This is a genomic window from Candidatus Avelusimicrobium aviculae, assembly GCF_949292495.1.
In the GTDB taxonomy this organism is placed as follows: Bacteria; Elusimicrobiota; Elusimicrobia; order Elusimicrobiales; family Elusimicrobiaceae; genus Avelusimicrobium; species Avelusimicrobium aviculae.
The window spans coordinates 1-21939 of sequence record NZ_CASEZB010000021.1; the positions used below are offsets into that span (position 1 = coordinate 1).

Sequence of the window (21939 nt, forward strand, 5' to 3'; positions counted from 1 at the left end):
GAACTTAAACGTTAAGTTCAACGGGGGCGCCGCCCGGTTTGTGGGCCCCAGCGGGTATAACGATCCGGCCAGCCGCATTAACCAAATTACCACGAACGCAAATCAGCTTCGTTTGGAAAGCGTATACGCCACGGTAAAAGGAAAATTAAATATTACCGGGGTGGGGACGTATTCCTACCGCAATCTAGACAGGCCCACTACTCCGCTTCGTTTAGCGGGTAACTGGGTGCCGCTTCCCAGCACGGACGGCGTAGGTGCCAAAACGTTAAAATGGGAAACACGCAAAACGGTAAAACACCCGGATAAGGGTGGTGAAAGCGTAAAAATCTTAGTATTGGAAGGCAGCAGACCACCCATTCCTCCCTCTTGCACCCCTCAAACTTGCAGTCCGCAACCGTGCCCGAACGGACAGACGGGGCAGATTAACTACACCTGGAACCAAAGCCAGTGCAAATGTGTAGAAAGTTCCAGAACGTGTAAGACGCCAGGACCTACTGAATGTACTCCGGGTGCAAAAGAAAATTGTGGTGACTATAAAACCTGCCTTGGAACTCGTATATGTGGCAGTAATGGAAAATGGGGCGATTGTAAACGTGGTCGCGCTATTGATGGTCGTTTTATTGATACATATTGTGGAATGGATGGGACTTTCTATTGGTGTGGTCCAAATTGTGTGTGGAGTGATTCTAGTAATTCTTGTGTCTATTATACTGGCCCACAAGGATGCCCGGATAATGCAACTGCCCATAACAAAGCGTGTGCTATTACTGCCATGTGTTAGTTTTATAAATTTGGACTGCCTTTTGTAATACAAAGGCACTTCCTGTCAAGGGTCTGCCCGTAAGGGCAGGCCCTTTTTATAGGGGCCTTGCAATATGGTAAAATAAGTTTATGGCAATACGCAAAATTGTAAAATACGGCGATGATATCTTGCGCCAAAAATTAAAACCGGTGGACTACAACGCCCTGGCGCCGCAGCTGCCCCAACTCTTAAAAGATATGGAAGAAACCTGCCTATCCGTTCGCGGGGTGGGTTTGGCGGCCAACCAGATTGGTTTGCCGTACCGTTTGGCGGTTATTTTAATACCGGATACTTCTTCTAAAGATGAAAACGCCTACAAGCGTTATGTGATTATTAATCCGCAGATTATTTCCATGCGGGGGGAAAAGCTGGAGGAAGAGGGGTGCCTGTCCCTGCCCGGTTTATGGGCGGAAGTAACCCGCGCCACAGATGTTACCGTTTCTTTTTTGGATGAAAACGGAAAAGAACAAACCTTGCGCGCGCGCGGCTTGCTTGCCAAGGCCTTCCAGCACGAGGTGGACCATTTAGACGGAAAATTGTTTATAGATTTGGTGGACCCTACGCTCAAGCCGGAACTGAAAAAAGCCATTAAAAAATTGCGTAAAGATTGGAACTAGCGGATTGGCGCAAAAAGCGATTTGCGCCTGTTGCTTCTTTGCCGTAATAAATATTTCTTGCATCGTTCGTTTTTTTTTAATACACTAAGCGTATGTTGATTATTTCTTTTGTTAAACGCGCAGCTAAACAGAACAAGAGCAAAAAGTGCTCTTGCGGTTTGGCTTGTGCTTTAGCGGAAAAATAAGAAACCACTTTATTGTTTAGTTAAACCCCCGCTTAAGTACAAGCGGGGGTTTTTAATTTAAGGAGAAATTATGTGTTTTACCTACCATAACGAAGAATTATTTGCCGAAGGAGTGGCCTTACATAAACTGGCCGAAGAAGTGGGCACCCCGTTTTATTGCTATTCTTCCGGCAAACTGGCCGGCAATTTTCAAGCCTATCAAAATGCGCTTGGGAATTTTAACCATACGGTTTGTTATTCCGTAAAAGCCAACCCCAATTTGGGCGTTTTAAAAACGCTTGCGCGGCTGGGCAGCGGGGCGGATGTGGTGTCCGCGGGGGAAATGTACGTGGCTTTAAAAGCGGGTATTCCGGCGGATAAAATTGTGTTTTCGGGGGTAGGTAAAACCAAAGAGGAGCTGGAAGAAGCCATCAAAACCCAAATTTTGCAAATTAATGCCGAATCCATAGCGGAAGTGGAAACCATCAACCGCCTAGCTATTGATTTGGGTTTAAAAGCCAATGTGGCGTTGCGCGTTAATCCGGACGTGGACGCCCTCACCCATGTAAAAATATCCACCGGTAAACAAGGAGATAAATTCGGCGTGGATTGGGACGACGCCCTCCCGCTTTACCGCGCGGCCGCCCGTATGCCGGGTATCCGCTTGGCCGGGATAGCGGTACATATTGGTTCCCAATTATTGGACTTGCAGCCGTTTCGTTTGGCTTTTACCAAAATTGCCCAAATGGTGCGTGAACTGGAAAAAGAAGGCATTGTATTACAAAATATAGACCTAGGCGGCGGCTTGGGCATTAATTATAATGTGGAACTCCCTCCCACCTGTGAGGCGTATGCCGAGGTGGTGCGTGAAACCCTGGGCGATTTAAACAAACATATTATTGTGGAGCCTGGCCGCAGCATTACCGGCAATATGGGTATTTTGGTTACCCAGGTGCTGTATACCAAGCAAATGGGGGAGAAAAACTTCATTATCGTGGACGCGGGCATGAATGACTTGGTCCGCCCCGCTATGTATGACGCGTGGCATACCATTTTACCGGTGGAACGCCGCGGCATCGCCCCGATTATTGCCGATGTGGTGGGGCCGATTTGCGAGTCCAGCGACGTGTTTGCCAAAGACCGCATTATAGAGCCTGTCCAACAAGGCGAGCTACTTGCTATAATGTGTGCTGGGGCCTATGGGGCGGCCATGTCTTCCATATATAATTTCCGCCCGTTAGTGCCTGAGGTAATGGTGCACGGCGAAGAGTTTTGCGTTGTTCGCCGCCGTACTTCTTACGAGGAAATGCTGTCCGGCCAGCACGTGCCGCAGTGGATATAAAGGATGAATATGAAAAAAATTTGCATTATGAAATTTGGCGGCAATACGCTGGCTAACAAACAAAAACTGCTGCAAGCGGCGCAGTTGATTAAATCCCGCTATGAGTCGGGCTTTATTCCGGTGGTGGTGGCTTCAGCCAACGGCAACTTGACGGACGTTTTGCTGGACCACGCTTACAGCATTGCCGCCAACCCGGAAAAGAGAGAACTGGATATGCTGGTTACCACCGGGGAGCGGGTCAGCGTGGCGCTGTTATCCATCGCGCTTAGGGCGGTAGACGTGCCCGCCATATCGCTTACGGGAAGCCAAATCGGTCTGATTACCACTGGCACGCATACCGGGGCGGATATTCTTTCTTTGAAAGGGGACCGCTTGGTGCGGGAAATCCAGCAAGGGCATGTGCCGATAGTGGCCGGCTTTCAGGGGATAGGGGAAAATAAAGAAATTACCACATTAAAACGCGGCGGGAGCGACGTGTCTGCCGTGTTTTTGGCCAGCCAGCTGGGCGCCAATCACGTGGAAATGGTGAAAGACGTGGACGGAGTTTACTCCGCCGACCCTAATAAAGACGTAAAAGCCCAGCGCTATGAAGTGCTTGATTTTGATGAAATGTATAAACTGGCGTTAAACGGGGCCAATGTGCTGCATCCGGACGCCGTCCTTTTGGCTAAGGCCAAAGGGGTGGAAATACGCATTGTGTTTTATCAAACCGGGCAAACGGGAACCGTGATTAAGTAGTTTTAAACAGGGAAGGAAAATGAAATTAAAATTCGGCTGGCTGGGTATAGTGTCTTTTGTATTGTTGGGTGCCTGTGTGTATTTATGGGGGCCGGGTTTTGGCGGCTATGTGCGCACGGCGGCCACTTTATTGCTGTATCTGGTTATTTTTGGCGCCTGCTTTGTGGTAATACGCAAATAAAGCCTGCTAACACGCCCTAAAAATATGGTATGATATATTACCTATGGAACACACATTAATTTTATTATCTGCCGGGTTTGTAGTATGTTTTGTTTTGCTGTTTTGGTTTACGGCAAAATACCGTGCCGCTTTAGCCGGAGAAACGGATTTTGATTCCCCTGTGGAAGATTTAACCATGATGACGGTCTCAAAACCTGCCGCCTTTCCGTCCCGCGCTTCTATTTTGGGATCGTTGCAGAATACGTCCGCATTGGAAATGGCTGATTTAAAAGAAAAGGTGAAAGATTTACATTACCGTTTGGAAGAAATGAAAACCACTGATGATAAAACGTTGGCGGAAATGGCCAAGCAAATGGGCCGATTGGAACAACGCTTGACCACCTTTGAGCAAGAATACATTACCAAACTGCAGCCCACTTTGCTCAGCCTGATAGAAGAACTGGAAAACATGAAAGTGGACGGAGAAAAGGAAGCTTAATTTTGCTGGGATATTGCGCAAAAGCCCCGCTTTTTTTGCGGGGCTTTTGATTTATAAGCCAAAAATGAAGCGGCGGTTTAAAAAAACGGCTTCAAAAAATTTAACATATCGGCTTAGATTTTGCAAGTGTTTTTTATAAAAAGGTTGCTCTTAATTTGTTTTGGCTCCCCAAAATTTAATATCATATACCTATATAGTATTTTGTGGGAACCATTGATTAGGAGACCAAATGAAAAATAAAAACCTTGAACCTATAGCCATAGTGGGCATAGGCGCTATCATGCCCGGAGCTTTAAATAAAGACGAGTTCTGGAACAATATTAAAGAAGGAAAAAACTGCATTACCGAAATCCCCAAATCCTACTGGGACTACAACCTGTTTTACAGTCCTGACCACAAAGCCGAAGACAAGACCTATTCCAAAATCGGCGGTTTCATACCTGAAACGTTTAAATTCAACTCTATTAAATACCGCATTCCTCCGCAAGTGGCCAAACAAATGGACACGGTGCAACACTTAGCCGTGGAAACCACCCGCATGGCGCTGGAAGACGCCGGTTATGACAAAAAAGAATTTGACCATAACCGCACCGCGGTTATTATCGGCAACTCTATGGGCGGCATGAAGAACGAGATGTCCAACACCCGTTTAAACCGCCCCTTTTTATATGAAATTTTGAAAAATACGGAAACGTTCAAACACTTAAACCCGGCGGACGCCCAAAAAATGATGGACGAAATGGACGCCGGCGTGCGCGAACGCTTTATCCCTATTACCGAAGACTCCATGCCCGGAGAGTTGGCCAACGTTATTCCCGGCCGCGTAGCCAATGTGTTTGATTTGCACGGAACCAACTTTGCCGTAGACGCTGCCTGCGCCACCTCTTTGGCGGCTATTGACCAAGCCGTAAACGGTTTGCGCATGGGTAATTTTGATATGGCCATAGCGGGCGGTGTGGACCAGATGATGTCTCCCTCCGCTTACATTAAATTTTGCAAAATCGGTGCTTTGTCTGAAACGGGTTCTTATCCGTTTGACGCTCGCGCCAACGGATTTGTTATGGCGGAAGGCGCCGGCATGGTGATTTTGAAACGCTTGTCCGACGCGGTAAAAGACGGAGACAGAATTTACGCGGTCATCCGCGCGGTGGGAGCTTCTTCCGATGGGAAAGGCAAAGGCATCACCGCCCCCAACCCCAAAGGGCAGAAACTGGCGGTGGAAAAAGCCTTTGAACAGCTGGACTATACCCCCGGCGAAGTGGGTCTTTTGGAAGCCCACGGTACCGGCACCCGCGTGGGTGACGCTACCGAGCTGAACGCCTTAAACGAAATTTTTGCCCCGTATGCTAAACCCGGCAGCATTGGGTTAGGCAGCGTGAAGAGCCAAATCGGCCACGCCAAAGCGGCGGCGGGTATCGCTTCCTTAATTAAGACCTCCTTGGCCTTATATAATAAGGTATTGCCCCCTTCCATCAATTTTGAAACCCCCAACCCCATTGTGGATTGGGCCACCTGTCCCTTCCGCGTAATTACCAAAACGCAGGACTGGACCAGCGACAAAGTGCGCCGCGCCAACGTTTCCGCCTTCGGTTTCGGCGGGACGAACTTCCACGTAGCTATGGAAGAAATGAACGACGCCTTACTCAAAAAAGAAGAAACCAAAGTTTGTGCCTCAGCCGTAACCCCTACTAAACAGGAGAATGTAAACATGACCAGCAGTAATTCCTATACGCTTCACGTTCCGGGGGAGAAAATCCAAGGTGACGTTTTGACCTTCTCCGCCGCAACAAAGCAGGAACTTTTTGACGTTTTGGACAAAGCCGTGGTGGCCATTCAGTATGACCCGGCCTACTTGCCCAGCATTTCTTATAAAAACCACGTAACCAAACCGCAGAAGTTTGCCGTAACCATTAACGTGGAAAGCCCGGAAAAATTAAAAGAAAAAATTGAATTTTTCAAAAAAATCGCCGGTACGCAGGACGTATGGGAACAAGAATCTCTGTATTTAAGAATGAAAGGCATTTATCCGTTTACTCCTACGGAAATTAAACCCAAAGTATGCTTTATGTTCCCCGGCCAGGGTTCCCAATATGTGGACATGATGAAAGACTTGGCCTCCAAATACAAAGTAGTGCAGGATACGTTTGACGAGGCTGACCGCCTGCTTATGGGCATTATCGGCCAAACTTTAACCGAAACGTTATGGAGCAAACCCGGCGAAACCAAAGAACAAATTGCCGTGCGTGAAGCCGCCATTAAGAAAACCGAAATGACCCAGCCCGCCGTGCTGACGGCGGATATCGCCATGATGCGCTTGCTGTCTTCCTTTGGCATTAAGCCGGATGTGGTCATGGGCCACAGCTTGGGCGAATACGCCGCCGCGGTAGCCGCCGGTATCTTTGATTTTGAAAACGGCTTAAAAGCCGTATGCACCCGCGGGAAGGTAATGTCTGAAATTAAAGTGGAAGACAACGGCAAGATGGCTTCCATCGCCGCCCCGGTGGAACGGGTGGAACCGGAATTGGCCCGCATCAGCGGTTATGTGGCCGTAGCCAACAAAAACTGCCCCACCCAAACGGTTATTGCCGGCGCCAGCAAATCTATTGACGATGCCATTAAAATGTTTACCGATATGGGCATACAGGCGGTACAAATCCCGGTGTCTCACGCTTTCCACTCCGCCATTGTGCGCCCGGCTATGCCGCAGTACCGCGCGTTTTTGGATACGCTTACTTTCCATGCGCCCACCATGCCCATTACCACCAACGTTACGGCGGAATTTTATCCCAGCGACCCGGAAAAAATCAAAGACCTTATGGTCACGCAGATTTCCCACTCCGTGGAATGGATTAAACAGCTTAAGACCACCTATGATTCCGGCGTTCGCTTATTTGTAGAATGCGGCCCTAAACGCGTGCTTTCCGCCTTGGCTTCCAGCACCTTGTCTGACAAGAAAGACATTAAAGTGCTGGCTTCCAACCATCCTAAAAAAGGCGGCATTTGCGAATTTAACGACCTATTTGCCAACTTAATTTCTTCCGGCATCGGTTTAAATTGGACTGGAACCGATATGTATGGGGACCATTCCACTTATAACCCCGCTTTTGTAAACTGGGTAACCGGTACGGCTACACCAGTGGAAAAAGAGCTGGGCGCTTCCTGCTCCTGCCAGGCTGCCCCTGCCCAAGCTTCCGGCAAGAACTGCTGTGATAAAGAAGTAGTAATCAGCGGTATTGCCGCCGGCGGCCCCGGCAGCTGGGACCGTATCTTCCGCGACGGAGTATTGGACGAAATCCTCTCCGGCCGTAACTTGATTGAGCCCGTTTCCGCCGATATCCAACAAAAACAAATTGATAAACACGTAGAATTTGTTATCAAATCCAAAGACGGAAACCACCGCTTTGAACGTTTGACTTCTCCCAGCCAAGCCATTAAATTGGCAGCCAAGGGCGGCGCGTTTGACGCGGAAAAAGAATTTGGCCTGCCGGCCAAATGGGTGCGCTCTATGGACCGCTCCTTCCAGCTGGCTATTGCCGCCGGCATTTTGGCTTTGAAAGACGCCGGTATTCCGCTGGTGCTTTACTATAAACCCACCTCCACGGGCGGCTATTTGCCGGACCGCTGGGGTCTGCCGGCGGATATGATTGATGACACCGGCGTCATCTTTACTTCTGCTTTCCCCGTGGCCAACAGCATGATGGGGGATTTATCCAAACGCGTGGCCGGTTTGCTTAACAACAAAACCGCCAAAGAAGTACGCGCTTTCTGCGATAAATTTATCGCCCAAATTTCGGACCCGGCCCTCAAAGCGGAAATTGAAGCCTGGTATAATGAAAACTTTAAAGACAAAGAAGTGGAACCCCAGTCTTTTACGTCTGAATTTGTCTTAAAAACCATTATTATTGCCCACTCTCACTTCTGCCAGTGGATTCGCGCCCGCGGGCCGGCCACTTCCATGAGTGCGGCCTGCGCCTCCACGGCTCAAGCCCTTGCCGTAGCGCAGGACTGGATTAAGCTGGGCCGCGCAAAGAGAGTTATTGTCATCAGCGCGGACGATATTACCAATGACAATGTATCCGAATGGATTTTAACGGCTTTCTTAGCCTCCGGCGCCGCCACCACGGAAGCCGATGTAACCAAAGCCGCCCTGCCTTTTGACCGCCGCCGCAACGGCATGATTGTGGGTATGGGCGCCGTGTCTTTAATTGTAGAAGACGCGCAGGAAGTAGCCAAACGCGGCATGAAGCCGCTTGCTAAAGTGTTGGCTACGGAAATCCGCAATAGCGGTTTCCACGTAACCCGTTTGGACGTAGGCCACGTGGCCCAGGTAATGAATGACTTGGTGACCGAGGCCGAACGCAAGAGCGGCGTTTCCCGCGGCGATATCGCCAAACAGTTGGTATTTATCTCTCATGAAACGTATACCCCGGCCCGCGGCGGTTCCGCCAGCGCGGAAGCGTATGCGCTTAAATCCACCTTTGGCAAAGATGTCAGCAGTGTCATCGTCAGCAATACCAAAGGGTTTACCGGTCACTCTATGGGCGCCGGGTTGGAAGACGCCATTGCCGTACATTGTTTAAACACGGGTTTGGTGCCGCCTATCGCCAACTTTAAAGAAGCGGACCCGGAACTGGAAGGCATTACCCTTAGCAAAGGCGGGCATTATAACTTTAAATACGCGCTTAGATTGGCGGCCGGTTTCGGCTCTCAGCTGGGTATGACTTTGTTGGAAAAAGTGTGGGACGTAAAAGAACCCCGCATTGTAGACGCCGCCCGCCACGAGGCTTGGCTGAAAGAAATTTCCGGTCAGCAAGCCCCGGTGTTGGAAGTGGTGCAGAACACCCTGCGCGTAAAAGATAATTATAAACACGGTGTGAAACCTTCTTTAATTATGGAAGGTTCCCAAGCGTTTGTGGATAAAGTAAATTCCATTCATCACACCGCTCCTGCTGTAGCCGCCCCTGCGGCTCAGCCTGCGCCGGCTTCTGTACAAGCGGCCCCGGCCGCTCAGCCGGCTCCTGCGGCTCAAGCCGCTCCTGTTGCGGCTTCTAAGCCTATGCCGTCTTTGAACGAAGCCGATGTGCAAGCCAATATCTTAAACATCATTTCCGAAAAAACCGGCTACCCGCAGGACATGCTGGACTTGGACTTAGATATGGAAGCGGACCTGGGCATTGATACGGTAAAACAAGCCGAACTGTTTGCCATTATGCGTGAGACGTATCACATCGCGCGTCAAGAAGGCGTACAGCTCAAAGACTACCCGACCATTCGCTCCATTATTAAATATGCTATGGCCAATGCGGGAAGCGAAGGCACTGCCGCCGCGGCTCCCGCCGCTCAGCCGGCCCCTGCGGCTCAACCCGCTGCCGCGCCTGTACAGGCTGCTGCGGCCCCGGCTTCTAAACCGATGCCTTCTTTGAACGAAGAAGACGTACAAGCCAATATCTTAAACATCATTTCCGAGAAGACTGGCTACCCGCAAGACATGCTGGACCTGGACTTAGACATGGAAGCGGACCTGGGCATTGATACGGTAAAACAAGCCGAACTGTTTGCCATTATGCGTGAGACGTATCACATCGCGCGTCAAGAAGGCGTACAGCTCAAAGACTACCCGACCATTCGCTCCATTATTAAATACGCCATGGCCAATGCGGGAAGCGAAGGCACTGCTGCCGCCGCTCCTGCCGCTCAGCCTGCTGTAGCCCCTGCGGCTCCCGCTCCGGCGGCCCCGGCCCCCGCGGCTCAGCCTGCGCCGGCCCCTGTACAAGCGGCTCCTGCCGCGGCTTCTAAGCCGATGCCGTCTTTGAACGAAGCCGATGTGCAAGCCAATATCTTAAACATCATTTCCGAAAAAACCGGCTACCCGCAGGACATGCTGGACTTGGACTTAGATATGGAAGCGGACTTGGGTATTGATACGGTAAAACAAGCCGAACTGTTTGCCATTATGCGTGAGACGTATCACATCGCGCGTCAAGAAGGCGTACAGCTCAAAGACTACCCGACCATTCGCTCCATTATTAAATACGCCATGGCTAACGCGGGAAGCGAAGGCGCTGCCGCCGCTCCTGCTGCTCAGCCCGCTGTGGCGGCTCCGGCCCCTGCTCCGGCTGTGGCTCAGCCCGCGCCGGCTCCTGCGGCGCAAGCGTCCGCCATGCCTTCTTTGAAAGAAGAAGACGTAACCAATAATATCCGCTCTATTATTGCCGAAAAGACTGGTTACCCGCAAGACATGTTGGACTTGGATTTAGACATGGAAGCGGACTTGGGTATTGATACGGTAAAACAAGCCGAACTGTTTGCCATTATGCGTGAGACGTATCACATCGCGCGTCAAGAAGGTGTACAGCTCAAAGACTACCCGACCATTCGCTCTATTATTAAATACGCCTTGGCCAACGCGGGAAGCGAAGGCGCTGCCGCCGCGGCTCCCGCCGCTATGCCCATTGCGGCCCCTGCGGCCCAGCCCGCGGCGCCGGCTCCTGCCGCTCAACCCGTGTCTGTTGCGGCGCCGGCTCCTGTATCGGCTCCGGCCGCTAAACCGGCCGCCGGCAAGTTAGACCCGGCCCAAGTGACCGAAGAAATCGTAGCCATGGTAGCGGAAAAGACCGGCTACCCCAAGGACATGCTGGATTTGGATTTAGACATGGAAGCGGACCTGGGCATTGATACGGTAAAACAAGCCGAACTGTTTGCCGCTATGCGCGAACATTACGGCATTGCCCAGCAGGAAGGTATCCAACTGAAGGATTATCCTACCATCCGCCACTGCATTAACTTTGCGTTGAACGCGGTAAATAATCCGTCTGCTCCTGCCGCTGCGGCCGCACCTGCGGCCCCTGCGGCTCAAGCCCCGGCGGCCCCTGCGGCTCAAGCCCCGGCTGCGGCTGTGGCCGCGCCTGCCGCCCCGGCCAAACCGGCCGCGGCAAAACCGGCTGTTGTCAGCAAGCCTACGGCGGAACACATCGGCAAACCGGCTGAAGACGCGTTAACCACCAACCCCACGGCACCTATTGTACGCCATGAGTCTTTGGCGGAACGCCCAGAAGCCCCCGGTTACAAAGGCGAACACTGCCACGAAAAGAAACTTCGTTATGTAACCATGGCGGCCGATGCCCCGCTGACGGAACGCGAAAACCGCCGCCTGTCTAAGGACCGCACCGTACTCATTTTTGCCGATAACTCCCAGCTGATTAAAGCCTATCAGGAAGAATTTAAAGAACTGGGCGTTAAAACGCATGTATTCACCACGCTTAAAACCCGCAGCAAAAACACCACCATTGTAAATTGGGAATCCTATGAGGAAACCGAAGCCGCTTTGAAAGAATACGCGGCCGAAGATCCAAACATACAGGGTATTGTGTACTTGCTGGGGGCCAGCGTAAAGAAATTTGACAAAAAAGCCAGCCCGCACGCTGAACTGACCAAATACGTCATGCCGTTGTTTATTGCCTTGCGCGTGTTTGAAAAAGGCCTGTCTAACCGTCAGGACGCGGACACGTTCTTTGCCGTAAACACCAAGATTGACGGTAACTTTGGTTACAGCACCAAAGAAGAGTTCAACCCCATTGTGGGCGCGTTGACCGGCGGCACCACCTGCTACCGCAAAGACGTGTATGAACGCACCGGCGCTATTTCCAAGTTAATAGACTTTGAAAGTGATGCCACCCCGGACGATATGGCCCAAATCACCATGGACGAAGTACTCCACGGCGATATGCGCCTGATGATCGGTACCAAAGACAAAGTGCGTTCCACCATCTTGTCCGTGCCCATGCAGCTGGACCGCAGCGTAAAACACTTTGACTTAGCCGGCAAGACCATTATCTTCACCGGTTCGGGCCGCGGTATCGGGGCGATGCTTGCGCAAAAGATTGCCGCCCAGTACCACAGCAAAATCATCGTGCTGGATATTATTGAAATCCAGGAAAAAACGCCGCTGTGGGCCACGATGAACGAATCCGAATTGGCCGCGCTTAAGAAACAAATGTGGGAAGACATGCGCGCCGACCATACCCAAAAAGCCACTCCCGTGATGTTGGAACGCGCTTTTGGCCGGGTGAAAGATTCCGTAACGCTCTACAACAACCTGCAGAAACTGCGCGAGTTGGGCAGCGAAGTGGAATACTATCACTGCGACGTGATGAACTCTTCCATGATGAAAGAAGTCTGCACCAAGATTAAGGCCAAAAACGGCCGTGTGGACGGACTCATCCACTTTGCCGGGTTGGAACGCTCCAAACTGATTTATGACAAAGACCCCATGGAATATTACCGCATTTTTGACGTGAAGGCCACCAGCTTTGCTTCCTTCTTGGCCAATAATGTGGTGAAAGATAAAGGCTTCTTTGCCTTTGCCTCTTCCATCGCGGGCAAATACGGCAACTTGGGCCAGAGCGACTACGCCAGCGCCAACGACTACTTGGCTAAGTCCGCCTTGTCCTTGTCCAACCAAGGTTACCGCGCTATCAGCATTGCCATGAGCGCCTACAAGAACGTAGGCATGGGCGTGCGCGCCGGTGTGGAAACCTTCCTGCGCTCCAACGGCGTAGACTTTGTGGACCCGGAAGACGGTATGCAGATTTTCTTGGACGAAATCGTCTACGGACGCGTGCCGGAAATCGTGCTCACCGGTTCTTTGGGCCGCTTGGATTGGGACCATCAGCTGCTGTTTGAAATGGACGAAATCGGAGCCGAACAATCGTTCGGTTCCGATGATTCGGACGATAACAACACGCCGCAAAGCCCGGCCCCGGATGCCGGCTCTTCTTCCGCCCCTGCCGCCGCTCAACCCGCGGGGGACGCCACCCACTTTTTGGGTGAAGTAAAAAAATTACAGGCCGGAAAAGAATTCCACGGGGAAAAAGAATTTAATTTAAAATCTGACCCGTACCTTTCTGACCACGCCATTGAGGGCACCCCCTATGTACCGGGCGTAATGGGCATAGAAACCTTTATGGAAACGGCTGCCGCTTTAACGGGCAATGTGCCGCAAGGGTTGGAAGACGTACACTTCTTCCTGCCTATTAAGCTGCTGCGCAACCGCCCGCAGGCCGTGCGCGTGATTGGTGTTTCTGACGGGAAAAACGCCAGCATGGAAATAGAGTCTGACTTTATTAACAGCAAAGGCGTTAAAATGGGCAATACCCGCCGCCATTTTACGGCTAAGACCTTGTCTTCTTTCACCTCTACTTGGGACGAAGTAAAAAACAACATCAATTTGGATGTGAACGCCGCCCCGGTGGTAACCAAAGAAGAAATTTATAAAAAATATTTCCACGGGCCCAGCTTCCAGGTTTTGGGAGGGATTTTGCGTGTGAACGAAAAGGAATCCCTGGCCGTTTACAACACCACCCCCAAGCCGCAGTGGCCGGCGCCTAAAGCCTTGTTGGCTAACCCCATGCTGATTGAGGCCGCTTTCCAATGCTGCGGTTTCCAGGATATGAGCGTTGCCAACAAAATGACTTTGCCGGACGGCATTAAAGAAGTGGCCGTGTTTAAGCGGGATGTTCCTCCGCAGACGCTGTACCTCTACGGCGTAAACAAAGGGCTGACGGCTGACGGCAAAACCCTGCATGACGCTTATGTGTTTGACGAACAGGGCAACGTGTGGGTTGAATTCCACGGTTACCAGGCTATCGGCCAGTAACTTTGGACGGCATGAAGTATCAAATAAAGTTTGTTGATTTAACAAATCTGCCCCCGGCTGAGCGGATTCTGTCTGCAAGGGAGTTGGCTTTTTACCAAACGCTGAAACTTCCCAAGCGCAGGACCGAGTGGCTTGGGGGCAGATTTGCGTTAAAGCAGCTGCTGCTCCCCCAGCCGGGGGCGGATGCGGGCCGGGCGGAAATTCTGCCGCATGAGGGGGGAAAACCGCAGGTCTATGTGGATAACGCCCTGTATACGGGTGCTTTTAGTATTACGCACAGCCATGGCTGGGCGGCCGCGGCAATAAGCCAAGAGTGCCGTTTTTTGGGGATTGATTTAGAAAAAGTGGAACACCGCATTAATGCCTGGGCGGAAGATTTTTTCCACCCGCAGGAGCGCCAGTCTATGGACGACTCTTTTTTAACCGCCTTATGGACCAAAAAGGAAGCGGTGGTGAAACTGCTGGGCACAGGCCTTAGCTTAAACAGTTTTGACGTGCGTTTTGTGGGGGATAAGATTTCTTTTTACGGGGAAGCGCTTCAGGTATACCGCTCTTTGGGGGAGCCGGAAATTAAGCTGGAGCTCTCTTCCCGCCCGCAGGGGTTTATGTTGTGCGTGGCTTGGGCGCGCTGAACGCAAGGGCCTAAGTTTGCTAAAATATAAGCATAATAGATTTTGGAGGGCACATGATTGAATTGTTTGAAGACCCTAGAGAAGATAAAAAATCGGACCGTCCCGCTCCGGCCAGTTTAGTTAAATTCCGCCAGGTTTCCCAAGACGCGCAGAAAGGCGCGGGCGAGGCCCGCATTAAAGCCCAAAAAGACAAGGGCAAGTTCACCGCGCGCGAACGCATTTCTTATCTATTAGACCAAGACAGCTTTTTTGAAATCCGCAGTTTGATGGAAAGCTCCTGCAGTGATTTCGGAGTAAAAGACAAACATATTAAGGGTGACGGCGTTATCACCGGCTTTGGCCGCATCAACGGCCGGGAAGTGGCCGTTTACGCGCAGGATTTCACCCAGCTGGGAGGTTCTTTAGGGTTGGCCCATGCCCGCAAAATTGCCGATTTGATGGACCGCGCTTTAGAAGCCAAGGTGCCCGTTATCGGATTGTTGGATTCCGGCGGCGCCCGCATCCAGGAAGGGGTGGACAGCTTAAACGGTTACGGGGAAATTTTCTACCGTAACGTAAAAGCTTCCGGCGTTATCCCGCAGATTTCCGTTATTTTAGGTCCGTGCGCCGGCGGGGCGGTGTATTCTCCCGCGCTGACGGATTTTATTTTTATGGTGGAAGGCATCAGCCATATGTTTGTAACCGGTCCCAGCGTGGTGAAAGCGGCCACCGGTGAAGAAGTGGATTTTGACACATTGGGCGGTTCCCACCCTCACAGCGAGAAAAGCGGCGTGTGCCAATTTGTGGCCAAGTCCGAGCAGGACTGCTTCCGCCAAGTGCGCGAGCTGCTTACCTTCCTGCCGCAAAACTGCTATGAAAAAGCCCCGCTGGAGTCTACCTCTGACGTGTTTGACCGCCCTGTACACGTGTTGGAACGCGTGTGCGAAATGGACCCTAAAAAAGCGTTCCGTATTCATCACGTTATTTGGCGTTTGGCCGATGATTTCGGCTTTTTTGAAATTCACCAAAACTTTGCCAGAAACGTGGTTACCGGTTTTATCCGCTTAGGCGGAGAAGTGGTGGGCGTTGTGGCCAACAACCCGGCCTGCTTAGGCGGTGCGCTGGATTGTGACGCCAGCGACAAAGCCGCCCGCTTTATCCGCTTTTTAAACGCCTTTAATATCCCGCTTCTTACGCTGGTGGATATTGGCGGTTATTTGCCCGGCGTGCAGCAGGAACACGGGGGCATTATCCGCCACGGCGCCAAATTGCTGTATGCGTATTCCGAGGCGTCTATTCCTAAAGTAACGTTGGTTTTGCGCAAAGCGTACGGCGGGGCGTATATTGCGATGGGTTCTAAATATTTGCGCGGGGATTTTAACTTTGCTTTCCCCAGCGCGGAGATTGCCGTTATGGGCCCGCGCGGCGCGGTGGATATTTTGTATTCGCGCGATTTAAAAGCCGAAACCGACGAGCAGAAAAAAGAACTTCTGAAAGAAAAACTGACGAAGGAATATTCGGACAAGTTTGCCTCCCCGTATCAGGCCGCTTCCAACGGTTCTATTGATGAAATTATTGAGCCGGCTGAAGCGCGCGCCAAAATTATACGGGCTTTCCAGGTGCTTCGCAATAAGCGCAACCCGAAGGAAAACCCGCATAAGGGAAATATTCCGCTGTAAGTTTTATGTTTTAAAAAAGCCCCGTTTAAAGCGGGGCTTTTTTATGCTAAAATTTGATTTTAAAGCGGTACAATAAAATTACCTCTAAAGGATAATTTATGAAAAAAATTCTTTTTTTATTTATAGCCGTTCTGGCTGCGCTTCAAGGATGTAATACGGTTTTTGTGTCTAAGGGAGACGAGATAAGCAAAGCCCGGGAAGAAGCTGCTTTATTAGAAAAAATTTCCGCACGTATGCACCAGTATTATCATAATACGGATAATGTACTGTTTGAAAGTTCCGCCCGGAATGTGCTTCGGTTAATAGATATGCAGCTGCCGGGGTATGCTTTTAGCGGGGCGGACGCGTATAATATGGATTTTGTGGTTAGTTTAAACATACAAACCGCCAGCGGGAATTTAGTGGGGGGAACCACCGCCACCGCTTGGCGCAGAAACCCTGGAAATAACGGAGGGGAATCGTTAAAAGAGCTCTATTCGTTGGGCGTGCAAACTATTCCCAGCCCGCATATTGTGTATAAATATTGCCGCCCGCAAAGTTCTATAGGCCGGCGCGTGTGCGAAGCGCTAAAAGAAGACGGTTATGAATATAAAGAGTAAGGTGTTTACTCGTGTATTAAAAAAATAATTTTACCCCGGCGTTTGCCGGGGTTTTTCTTCTGTATTTCCCTTTGTGAGGTTTTCTTTTTGGCTTTGATAGAGTTGCCAAAGTATGATATCATGTATGTATGGAAAACGAATCCTTAGACAGTGTAAACGAATATTTCAAGCATTTGGGCCAAGTAACGCGCGAAATGAACCGCGAAGAAATCGCCCAGCTTTGGAAGCAAGTTAAAAAAGGCGATAAAGACGCCAAAAATAAAATGATGGAAATTAACTTGCGTTTGGTAATCCCTACGGCAAAACGTTTTCAGCGCCCGGGTATGGAACTAATGGATTTGATTGAAGAAGGCAACTTGGGCCTTATGCAGGCCATTGAAAAATTTGAGCCTGAAAAAGGATACCGCTTTTCCACCTACGCTATTTACTGGATTGAGCAGTATATCCGCAAATATATAGAAGAACAATCCGGTTCTATTAAAATACCTTCCCACGCATGGGGCAATTTAAAGAGATGGTTCCGCGCTTGGAACGCGTTAAAAGAAGCCAACGGAAGAGACCCTTCTTTAAATGAAATGGCCAAAGAACTCAATTTAACCGCCCGGCAGGTAAAATCCATCATGGATACGCTAAGCGCGGCCAAGGGGGTGGATTCGTTAACCTCTTTAGTACATGATGAGGAAGATCTTACTTTGGAAGACATGATTTCAGATGACGGAAAAGGAAATCCGCACGATGTATTTATGAAAGCGGAAAACCAAGACACTATTAAAAAAAGTATGGCGGAGTTAAACCCGCGGGACCGGGAAGTACTTATCATGCGCTATGGACTGGCGGATAATGACCCCAAAACACTGGGGGAAGTGGCTGATAAATTAGGTCTTTCCCGTGAACGGGTGCGCCAAATAGAAGAGCGCGCCGTAATGACTTTGCGCCGCGCCGCGCAAAAAGCCGGCATTTTGGAAATGAACCCGGTGGATTTCCGCACACGTAAATTGCACAGTGCCATGCGGCCCCGTCAGAAAACAAACATTTTAGGGGAAGTAATTGGCAAGAGCCCGCTGGAGCGGCTGTTAAAAAAACGCTTGCAGGAAGTGCGCAGCGCCAAAGAACAAGCCTCTAAAAAACGGAAAGCAAAAGCTAAAAAAGCAGGGGCAAAAGCCGTTACGGCTAAAAAGAAGTCTTCCGTAGGCAAGAAGAAATCTCAAAAATAAATTTACGCCCCCGTAGCTCAAATGGATAGAGCGATTCCGTCCTAAGGAAGAGGTTGCGAGTTCAACTCCCGCCGGGGGTAAGTTTTGTATAGTACAAACTGACAAAAATGCTGACAGGTTTTCTTGTTGGCATTTTTTATTTTAACCGGCGGGGTTTTTATTTTTCAATAAACCGGGGTAATCCGGCGTACTGGCGGCAGGATATCTTCGCTTGTGAGTGGAATTCAATTTTATGAAAATGCAAAAATGGCCTATATTGTTCGCCGTGTTGGCTGCGGTTTTATACGCGTTAAGCGCGCCGGTATCTAAATTGTTGCTGCGGGAGGTGCCCCCTGCCGTTTTGGCGGGATTATTATATTTGGGGGCGGGCATAGGCATGGGGCTATTGCGGGCGGCGGGTTCCTGCTGCCGCTTAAAAAGCAAGGCGCCGGGCCTTTCCCGGCGGGATTTGCCCTATACGGTGGGCATGGTTGTGTTGGATATTGCCGCGCCGCTTTTGTTGCTGGCGGGTTTGCTGAAGACCAGCGCGGAAAATGTATCCCTGATGAATAATTTTGAAATTGTAACCACGGCGGTTATCGCCTTATGTATATTTAAAGAACGTATTTCCGGCCGGTTATGGGTGGCTATTGGGCTGATTACGGCGGCCTGTGTGTTGCTTTGCGCCGGGGAGAGGGAAGGGTTTTCTTTTTCCGTGGGTTCGCTATATGTGTTGGGGGCGTGTGTTTGCTGGGGGTTTGAAAATAATTGCACGCGCATGATTTCCAATAAAAACCCGTTGGAAATTGTAATGGTAAAAGGAATTGGGGCCGGTGCGGGGGCTTTGCTGATTGCCTGGCTGCTGGGGGCAAAATCGCCAAGCGCAAAATATATGGCGTGCTCTTTAGCGCTGGGGTTTGTTTCTTATGGGTTAAGTATATTTTTTTATGTATTGTCCCAGCGGTATTTGGGGGCAGCAAAAACCAGCGCTTATTATGCGGCCTCTCCTTTTGTGGGGGTTCTTTTGTCTTTAGTGATTTTTAAAGAACCTCCTCCTGTTTTATTTTGGGCGGCGTTGGGGCTTATGCTGGCGGGGGCGTATCTTTCCGCTACGGATACCCGCTACGAAGCGGTAAATAAGAAATAGCCGTATTTAAGAAGTCTGTTAATCATTTGTTTTACGCATAAAAAATACCGCCAAACCGATTTGGTTTGGCGGTACCCCAGTATATGGTTTCCGGACTAGGATTCGAACCTAGAATAACTGGACCAAAACCAGTGGTGATACCATTTCACTATCCGGAATTAAAACTTTCATAACCGTTTAGAAATTTCTTCTAAACTGCTCTGAAAACCCTTTTTCAGTGCGCATCATTACCCGTGTTGTCTGTCCCTGTTTCTTGTTCAAGAACGGTGGTGTTTTGCGTAGCCCCGGTGGGATTCTTAGCTAGTTCGGCCTGATAGGCTTTCAAAACGTTCTCTTCCAAGTACTGCCTGAATTCCTGGTTGATGGGATGAACCATGTCTTTATGGGTACCATCCGGTAATTTGCGGGAAGGCATACAAAGAAAAACGCCTTTTGTCCCTTCAACTACCTTCATGTTTCTTACAACGAACGAATCGTCAAAAGTAACGCTGGCAAACGCCTTAAGACGGTCCTCCCCCATAAGATGTATCCGTATTTCCGTTATTTTCATCCGTCTCCCTCCGAAATGCCGAAAAGAATACTAATCTTTCTTTATTTCTGATATTATTTACCAAATCGGTGGCTTGTTCTTGGGTATCCACTAAAGCAAATACCGTAGAACCGGAGCCGGACATTAACACCGCCTCCGCATTGGTTTTACAAATATCTTCTCTGGCGTTTCTGACGGAGATTACATAAGGAAACACGCACGTTTCCAGCCTGTTAAAAAGAAACTTTTTCCAGGCGGAAAGTCCCTTACCGCATCCTATGTATGATATCAATTTATCTAAATTAGAGCAGTTTGTCAAGACTTCTTTTTTATCCGGCAGCCGCAGGCGTTTAAAAACATCTTTGGTGGGAACCACCGTACACGGATAAACCAACACCACATAGGGCAACGGGCCCGGAGCAGGCAGCGGGGTGAGTATTTCCCCTATGCCTTCCCCTTTTAAGAACGTTTCATCATACATAAAAACGGGTACGTCCGCCCCCAGTTTGGCGGCCAGTTCCATTACGCTTTGGCGGGGTTTGTTAAAAATTTGGCATAACGCGCGCAATACCCCGGCCCCGTCGGAGCTTCCACCTCCTAAACCAGCCCCCATGGGGATGTTTTTTTCCAAATTTATTTGGCAATGGGCCGTGATGCCAAATTGCTCAAAAAAGCGCGCGGCCGCTTTATAGGCGATGTTGGTTTCATCTGCCTCCAGTTTGTCCCCCAGCGGGCCGGTAATGTTTAACTGGATATGCGTTTGAGGGGCCGGAGCTGCATCCACCGTAAGATTATCCCCTAAAGTTAATTTGGCAAACAGGGTGGCTAATTCATGGTAACCGTTTGCCCGTTTGCCCGTTACTTCTAAAAATAAATTTATTTTAGCGGGGCAAAACTGCTTACTTATCATGTATTTTTCTCCGTTCGGTGTTGTGGGTTAAAGTGCCCCAGTGGTAGTCTTCGTTTGTAAGGATTTCGCCCGTTTCGGAATAGATTTTACGGCTGCCTTCCAACATGCCGTCTACGTAAAATTCTTCCAGCCGTTTTGCCCCGTTGGTGAAGTAGCTCAAACGTTCTCCTTCCAATCTGCCGGCTTTATAGTTTTCTTTATACCACAATTCTCCGGTAGGAAAGTATACGGTGCGCTCTCCGGAAAGTTTGCCTTCTAAGAAATTTTCCCTGGTTTCTAATTTCCCGTTGCTGTAATAGCTGGAACGTACGCCGCTTAATTTTCCATGGCGGTAGTTTTCCTCCAGCTTTAGTGTGCCGTCCTCATAATAAGCCATGCGGGGGCCGTGCAGAAGGGAGTTTTTATATGTGCATTCCGCTTTTAATTTTAAGCCGTTGCGGTATTGATAGTATTTGGCGGCGCCCTGCAGCATGCCTTCGCTGTAAGTTTCGCGGGAGATGATTTCTCCGTCTTCGTTATAACGGATCATTTCCCCGTTTAACTTATTGCCTTTATACTCGGCTTCCATAATTACTTGGTCGTTTTCATTAAATTCTTTTACTTGTCCGTCGGGGATTTGGCCTAGTAATTCTAAAGTCGTTCCATTAGAAGAAACCGTTTCTTCCGCCACTTCCTTGCCTTGTACATAAAAAGAGCGGCTGCCTTTGCTGGTTTTTACCACCGTACCGGGATATAAGGACGCTTTAGGTACCAAAAGCGCCGGTTTAATATGGCGGCCGTGTTCGGTGCGGTCTTTTACGTCTATGAGTTTGCCGTCTTGGTAAAGTTCGCTGAAAGTAACCACATTTTCTTCCAAGTTAATTACTTCCAATACGCCGTCAATCTTTCCGTTTTTAAGGGTTTTAACGGTTTTATTGCTTACTTCTACCTGCTCTATTTGTCCTTCCGGCAATTGGCCGGCCATATTAATAACATTATGGTCTTTGTCCAAATATTCTTTGGCCAAAGGGATAGCGCGGTAATAGGTGCGGCTGTCCGGCGTAACGATACAAATGGTTTTTTCTTTCATAATCGGTACCTTTTAGATAGACTTGCCCTTATTTTACATAATTATTAGGTTTTTTTATTTGGTTTTAAACCTTGCTTGACTTGTTTTTTTTTTTTTGATACAGTGGCTTTTAGTTAAAACCAATGGAGGGGATTGTGTCTAAAATTAAAAAGCAAAATAGGCGTGCTTTTACGCTTACAGAGCTGCTTATCGTGGTAATTGTAATCGGGGTATTGTCCGCCGTTA

General features: G+C 49.7%; 15 protein-coding genes and 2 tRNA genes. 13 read left to right on the top strand and 4 right to left on the bottom strand.

What is annotated here, in order from left to right; translation table 11 throughout:
- Positions 1–891: 891 nt before the first annotated feature.
- From def to ACQY33_RS05195, 12 genes are all read left to right on the top strand, one after another.
- On the top strand, positions 892–1419 hold the full coding sequence (gene def, locus ACQY33_RS05140; protein WP_428074605.1) for a peptide deformylase: 528 nt from the start codon (positions 892–894) through the stop codon (positions 1417–1419).
- Between the two features lie 255 nt (positions 1420–1674).
- A complete protein-coding gene (gene lysA, locus ACQY33_RS05145) occupies positions 1675–2925 on the top strand; it encodes a diaminopimelate decarboxylase (protein ID WP_428074607.1) in 1251 nt (416 codons plus the stop codon).
- A 9-nt stretch (positions 2926–2934) separates the two neighbouring features.
- Positions 2935–3663, top strand: coding sequence for a hypothetical protein (locus ACQY33_RS05150; protein ID WP_428074609.1), 729 nt, complete (start codon positions 2935–2937; stop codon positions 3661–3663).
- A 19-nt stretch (positions 3664–3682) separates the two neighbouring features.
- Entirely contained in the window at positions 3683–3844 is a 162-nt protein-coding gene (locus ACQY33_RS05155; RefSeq protein WP_428074611.1) for a hypothetical protein, read from the top strand.
- Positions 3845–3887: 43 nt separating this feature from the next.
- Positions 3888–4322, top strand: coding sequence for a hypothetical protein (locus tag ACQY33_RS05160; RefSeq protein ID WP_428074613.1), 435 nt, complete (start codon positions 3888–3890; stop codon positions 4320–4322).
- Positions 4323–4551: 229 nt separating this feature from the next.
- The gene (locus ACQY33_RS05165; RefSeq protein ID WP_428074615.1) at positions 4552–13977 is read left to right on the top strand and encodes an SDR family NAD(P)-dependent oxidoreductase; all 9426 of its coding nucleotides are present in this window, start codon (positions 4552–4554) and stop codon (positions 13975–13977) included.
- 11 nt (positions 13978–13988) lie between these two features.
- A complete protein-coding gene (locus tag ACQY33_RS05170; RefSeq protein WP_428074617.1) occupies positions 13989–14609 on the top strand; it encodes a 4'-phosphopantetheinyl transferase family protein in 621 nt (206 codons plus the stop codon).
- Between the two features lie 53 nt (positions 14610–14662).
- The gene (locus ACQY33_RS05175; RefSeq protein WP_428074619.1) at positions 14663–16267 is read left to right on the top strand and encodes an acyl-CoA carboxylase subunit beta; all 1605 of its coding nucleotides are present in this window, start codon (positions 14663–14665) and stop codon (positions 16265–16267) included.
- 98 nt (positions 16268–16365) lie between these two features.
- Positions 16366–16866 (top strand): hypothetical protein, encoded by a 501-nt coding sequence (locus ACQY33_RS05180; RefSeq protein WP_428074621.1) that lies wholly within the window; start codon positions 16366–16368, stop codon positions 16864–16866.
- Positions 16867–16994: 128 nt separating this feature from the next.
- Positions 16995–18080 carry a sigma-70 family RNA polymerase sigma factor gene (locus ACQY33_RS05185; protein WP_428074623.1) on the top strand — a complete coding sequence of 362 codons (1086 nt, stop codon included), beginning with the start codon at positions 16995–16997 and terminating at the stop codon, positions 18078–18080.
- Between the two features lie 6 nt (positions 18081–18086).
- Positions 18087–18160, top strand: a tRNA-Arg gene (locus ACQY33_RS05190).
- A 152-nt stretch (positions 18161–18312) separates the two neighbouring features.
- Positions 18313–19206: a DMT family transporter gene (locus tag ACQY33_RS05195; protein WP_428074625.1), complete on the top strand. Its 894-nt coding sequence runs from the start codon at positions 18313–18315 to the stop codon at positions 19204–19206.
- A gap of 84 nt (positions 19207–19290) precedes the next feature.
- Here ACQY33_RS05195 and ACQY33_RS05200 read toward each other — a convergent pair.
- From ACQY33_RS05200 to ACQY33_RS05215, 4 genes are all read right to left on the bottom strand, one after another.
- Positions 19291–19364 (bottom strand) — tRNA-Gln (locus ACQY33_RS05200).
- A gap of 56 nt (positions 19365–19420) precedes the next feature.
- Entirely contained in the window at positions 19421–19726 is a 306-nt protein-coding gene (locus ACQY33_RS05205) for a septation protein SpoVG family protein (protein ID WP_428074627.1), read from the bottom strand.
- Positions 19707–20645 carry a 4-(cytidine 5'-diphospho)-2-C-methyl-D-erythritol kinase gene (ispE, locus tag ACQY33_RS05210; RefSeq protein ID WP_428074629.1) on the bottom strand — a complete coding sequence of 313 codons (939 nt, stop codon included), beginning with the start codon at positions 20643–20645 and terminating at the stop codon, positions 19707–19709. The genes ACQY33_RS05205 and ispE overlap by 20 nt, the downstream gene beginning before the upstream one ends.
- Positions 20635–21714, bottom strand: coding sequence for a toxin-antitoxin system YwqK family antitoxin (locus ACQY33_RS05215; RefSeq protein WP_428074631.1), 1080 nt, complete (start codon positions 21712–21714; stop codon positions 20635–20637). Before ACQY33_RS05215 ends, ispE begins: the two co-directional genes overlap by 11 nt.
- Positions 21715–21836: 122 nt before the next feature.
- On the opposite strand from ACQY33_RS05215, the gene ACQY33_RS05220 reads away from it, so the two are divergent.
- The coding region (locus ACQY33_RS05220; RefSeq protein ID WP_428074633.1) for a prepilin-type N-terminal cleavage/methylation domain-containing protein at positions 21837–21939 on the top strand (103 nt) is incomplete at its 3' end.

What these genes read in the sequence shown, in the direction of transcription:
- def (WP_428074605.1), top strand. Translation starts at nt 892, where the DNA reads ATGGCAATACGCAAAATTGTAAAATACGGCGATGATATCTTGCGCCAA.
- lysA (WP_428074607.1), top strand. Translation starts at nt 1,675, where the DNA reads ATGTGTTTTACCTACCATAACGAAGAATTATTTGCCGAAGGAGTGGCC.
- ACQY33_RS05150 (WP_428074609.1), top strand. Translation starts at nt 2,935, where the DNA reads ATGAAAAAAATTTGCATTATGAAATTTGGCGGCAATACGCTGGCTAAC.
- ACQY33_RS05155 (WP_428074611.1), top strand. Translation starts at nt 3,683, where the DNA reads ATGAAATTAAAATTCGGCTGGCTGGGTATAGTGTCTTTTGTATTGTTG.
- ACQY33_RS05160 (WP_428074613.1), top strand. Translation starts at nt 3,888, where the DNA reads ATGGAACACACATTAATTTTATTATCTGCCGGGTTTGTAGTATGTTTT.
- ACQY33_RS05165 (WP_428074615.1), top strand. Translation starts at nt 4,552, where the DNA reads ATGAAAAATAAAAACCTTGAACCTATAGCCATAGTGGGCATAGGCGCT.
- ACQY33_RS05170 (WP_428074617.1), top strand. Translation starts at nt 13,989, where the DNA reads ATGAAGTATCAAATAAAGTTTGTTGATTTAACAAATCTGCCCCCGGCT.
- ACQY33_RS05175 (WP_428074619.1), top strand. Translation starts at nt 14,663, where the DNA reads ATGATTGAATTGTTTGAAGACCCTAGAGAAGATAAAAAATCGGACCGT.
- ACQY33_RS05180 (WP_428074621.1), top strand. Translation starts at nt 16,366, where the DNA reads ATGAAAAAAATTCTTTTTTTATTTATAGCCGTTCTGGCTGCGCTTCAA.
- ACQY33_RS05185 (WP_428074623.1), top strand. Translation starts at nt 16,995, where the DNA reads ATGGAAAACGAATCCTTAGACAGTGTAAACGAATATTTCAAGCATTTG.
- ACQY33_RS05195 (WP_428074625.1), top strand. Translation starts at nt 18,313, where the DNA reads ATGAAAATGCAAAAATGGCCTATATTGTTCGCCGTGTTGGCTGCGGTT.
- ACQY33_RS05205 (WP_428074627.1), bottom strand. Translation starts at nt 19,726, where the DNA reads ATGGGGGAGGACCGTCTTAAGGCGTTTGCCAGCGTTACTTTTGACGAT.
- ispE (WP_428074629.1), bottom strand. Translation starts at nt 20,645, where the DNA reads ATGATAAGTAAGCAGTTTTGCCCCGCTAAAATAAATTTATTTTTAGAA.
- ACQY33_RS05215 (WP_428074631.1), bottom strand. Translation starts at nt 21,714, where the DNA reads ATGAAAGAAAAAACCATTTGTATCGTTACGCCGGACAGCCGCACCTAT.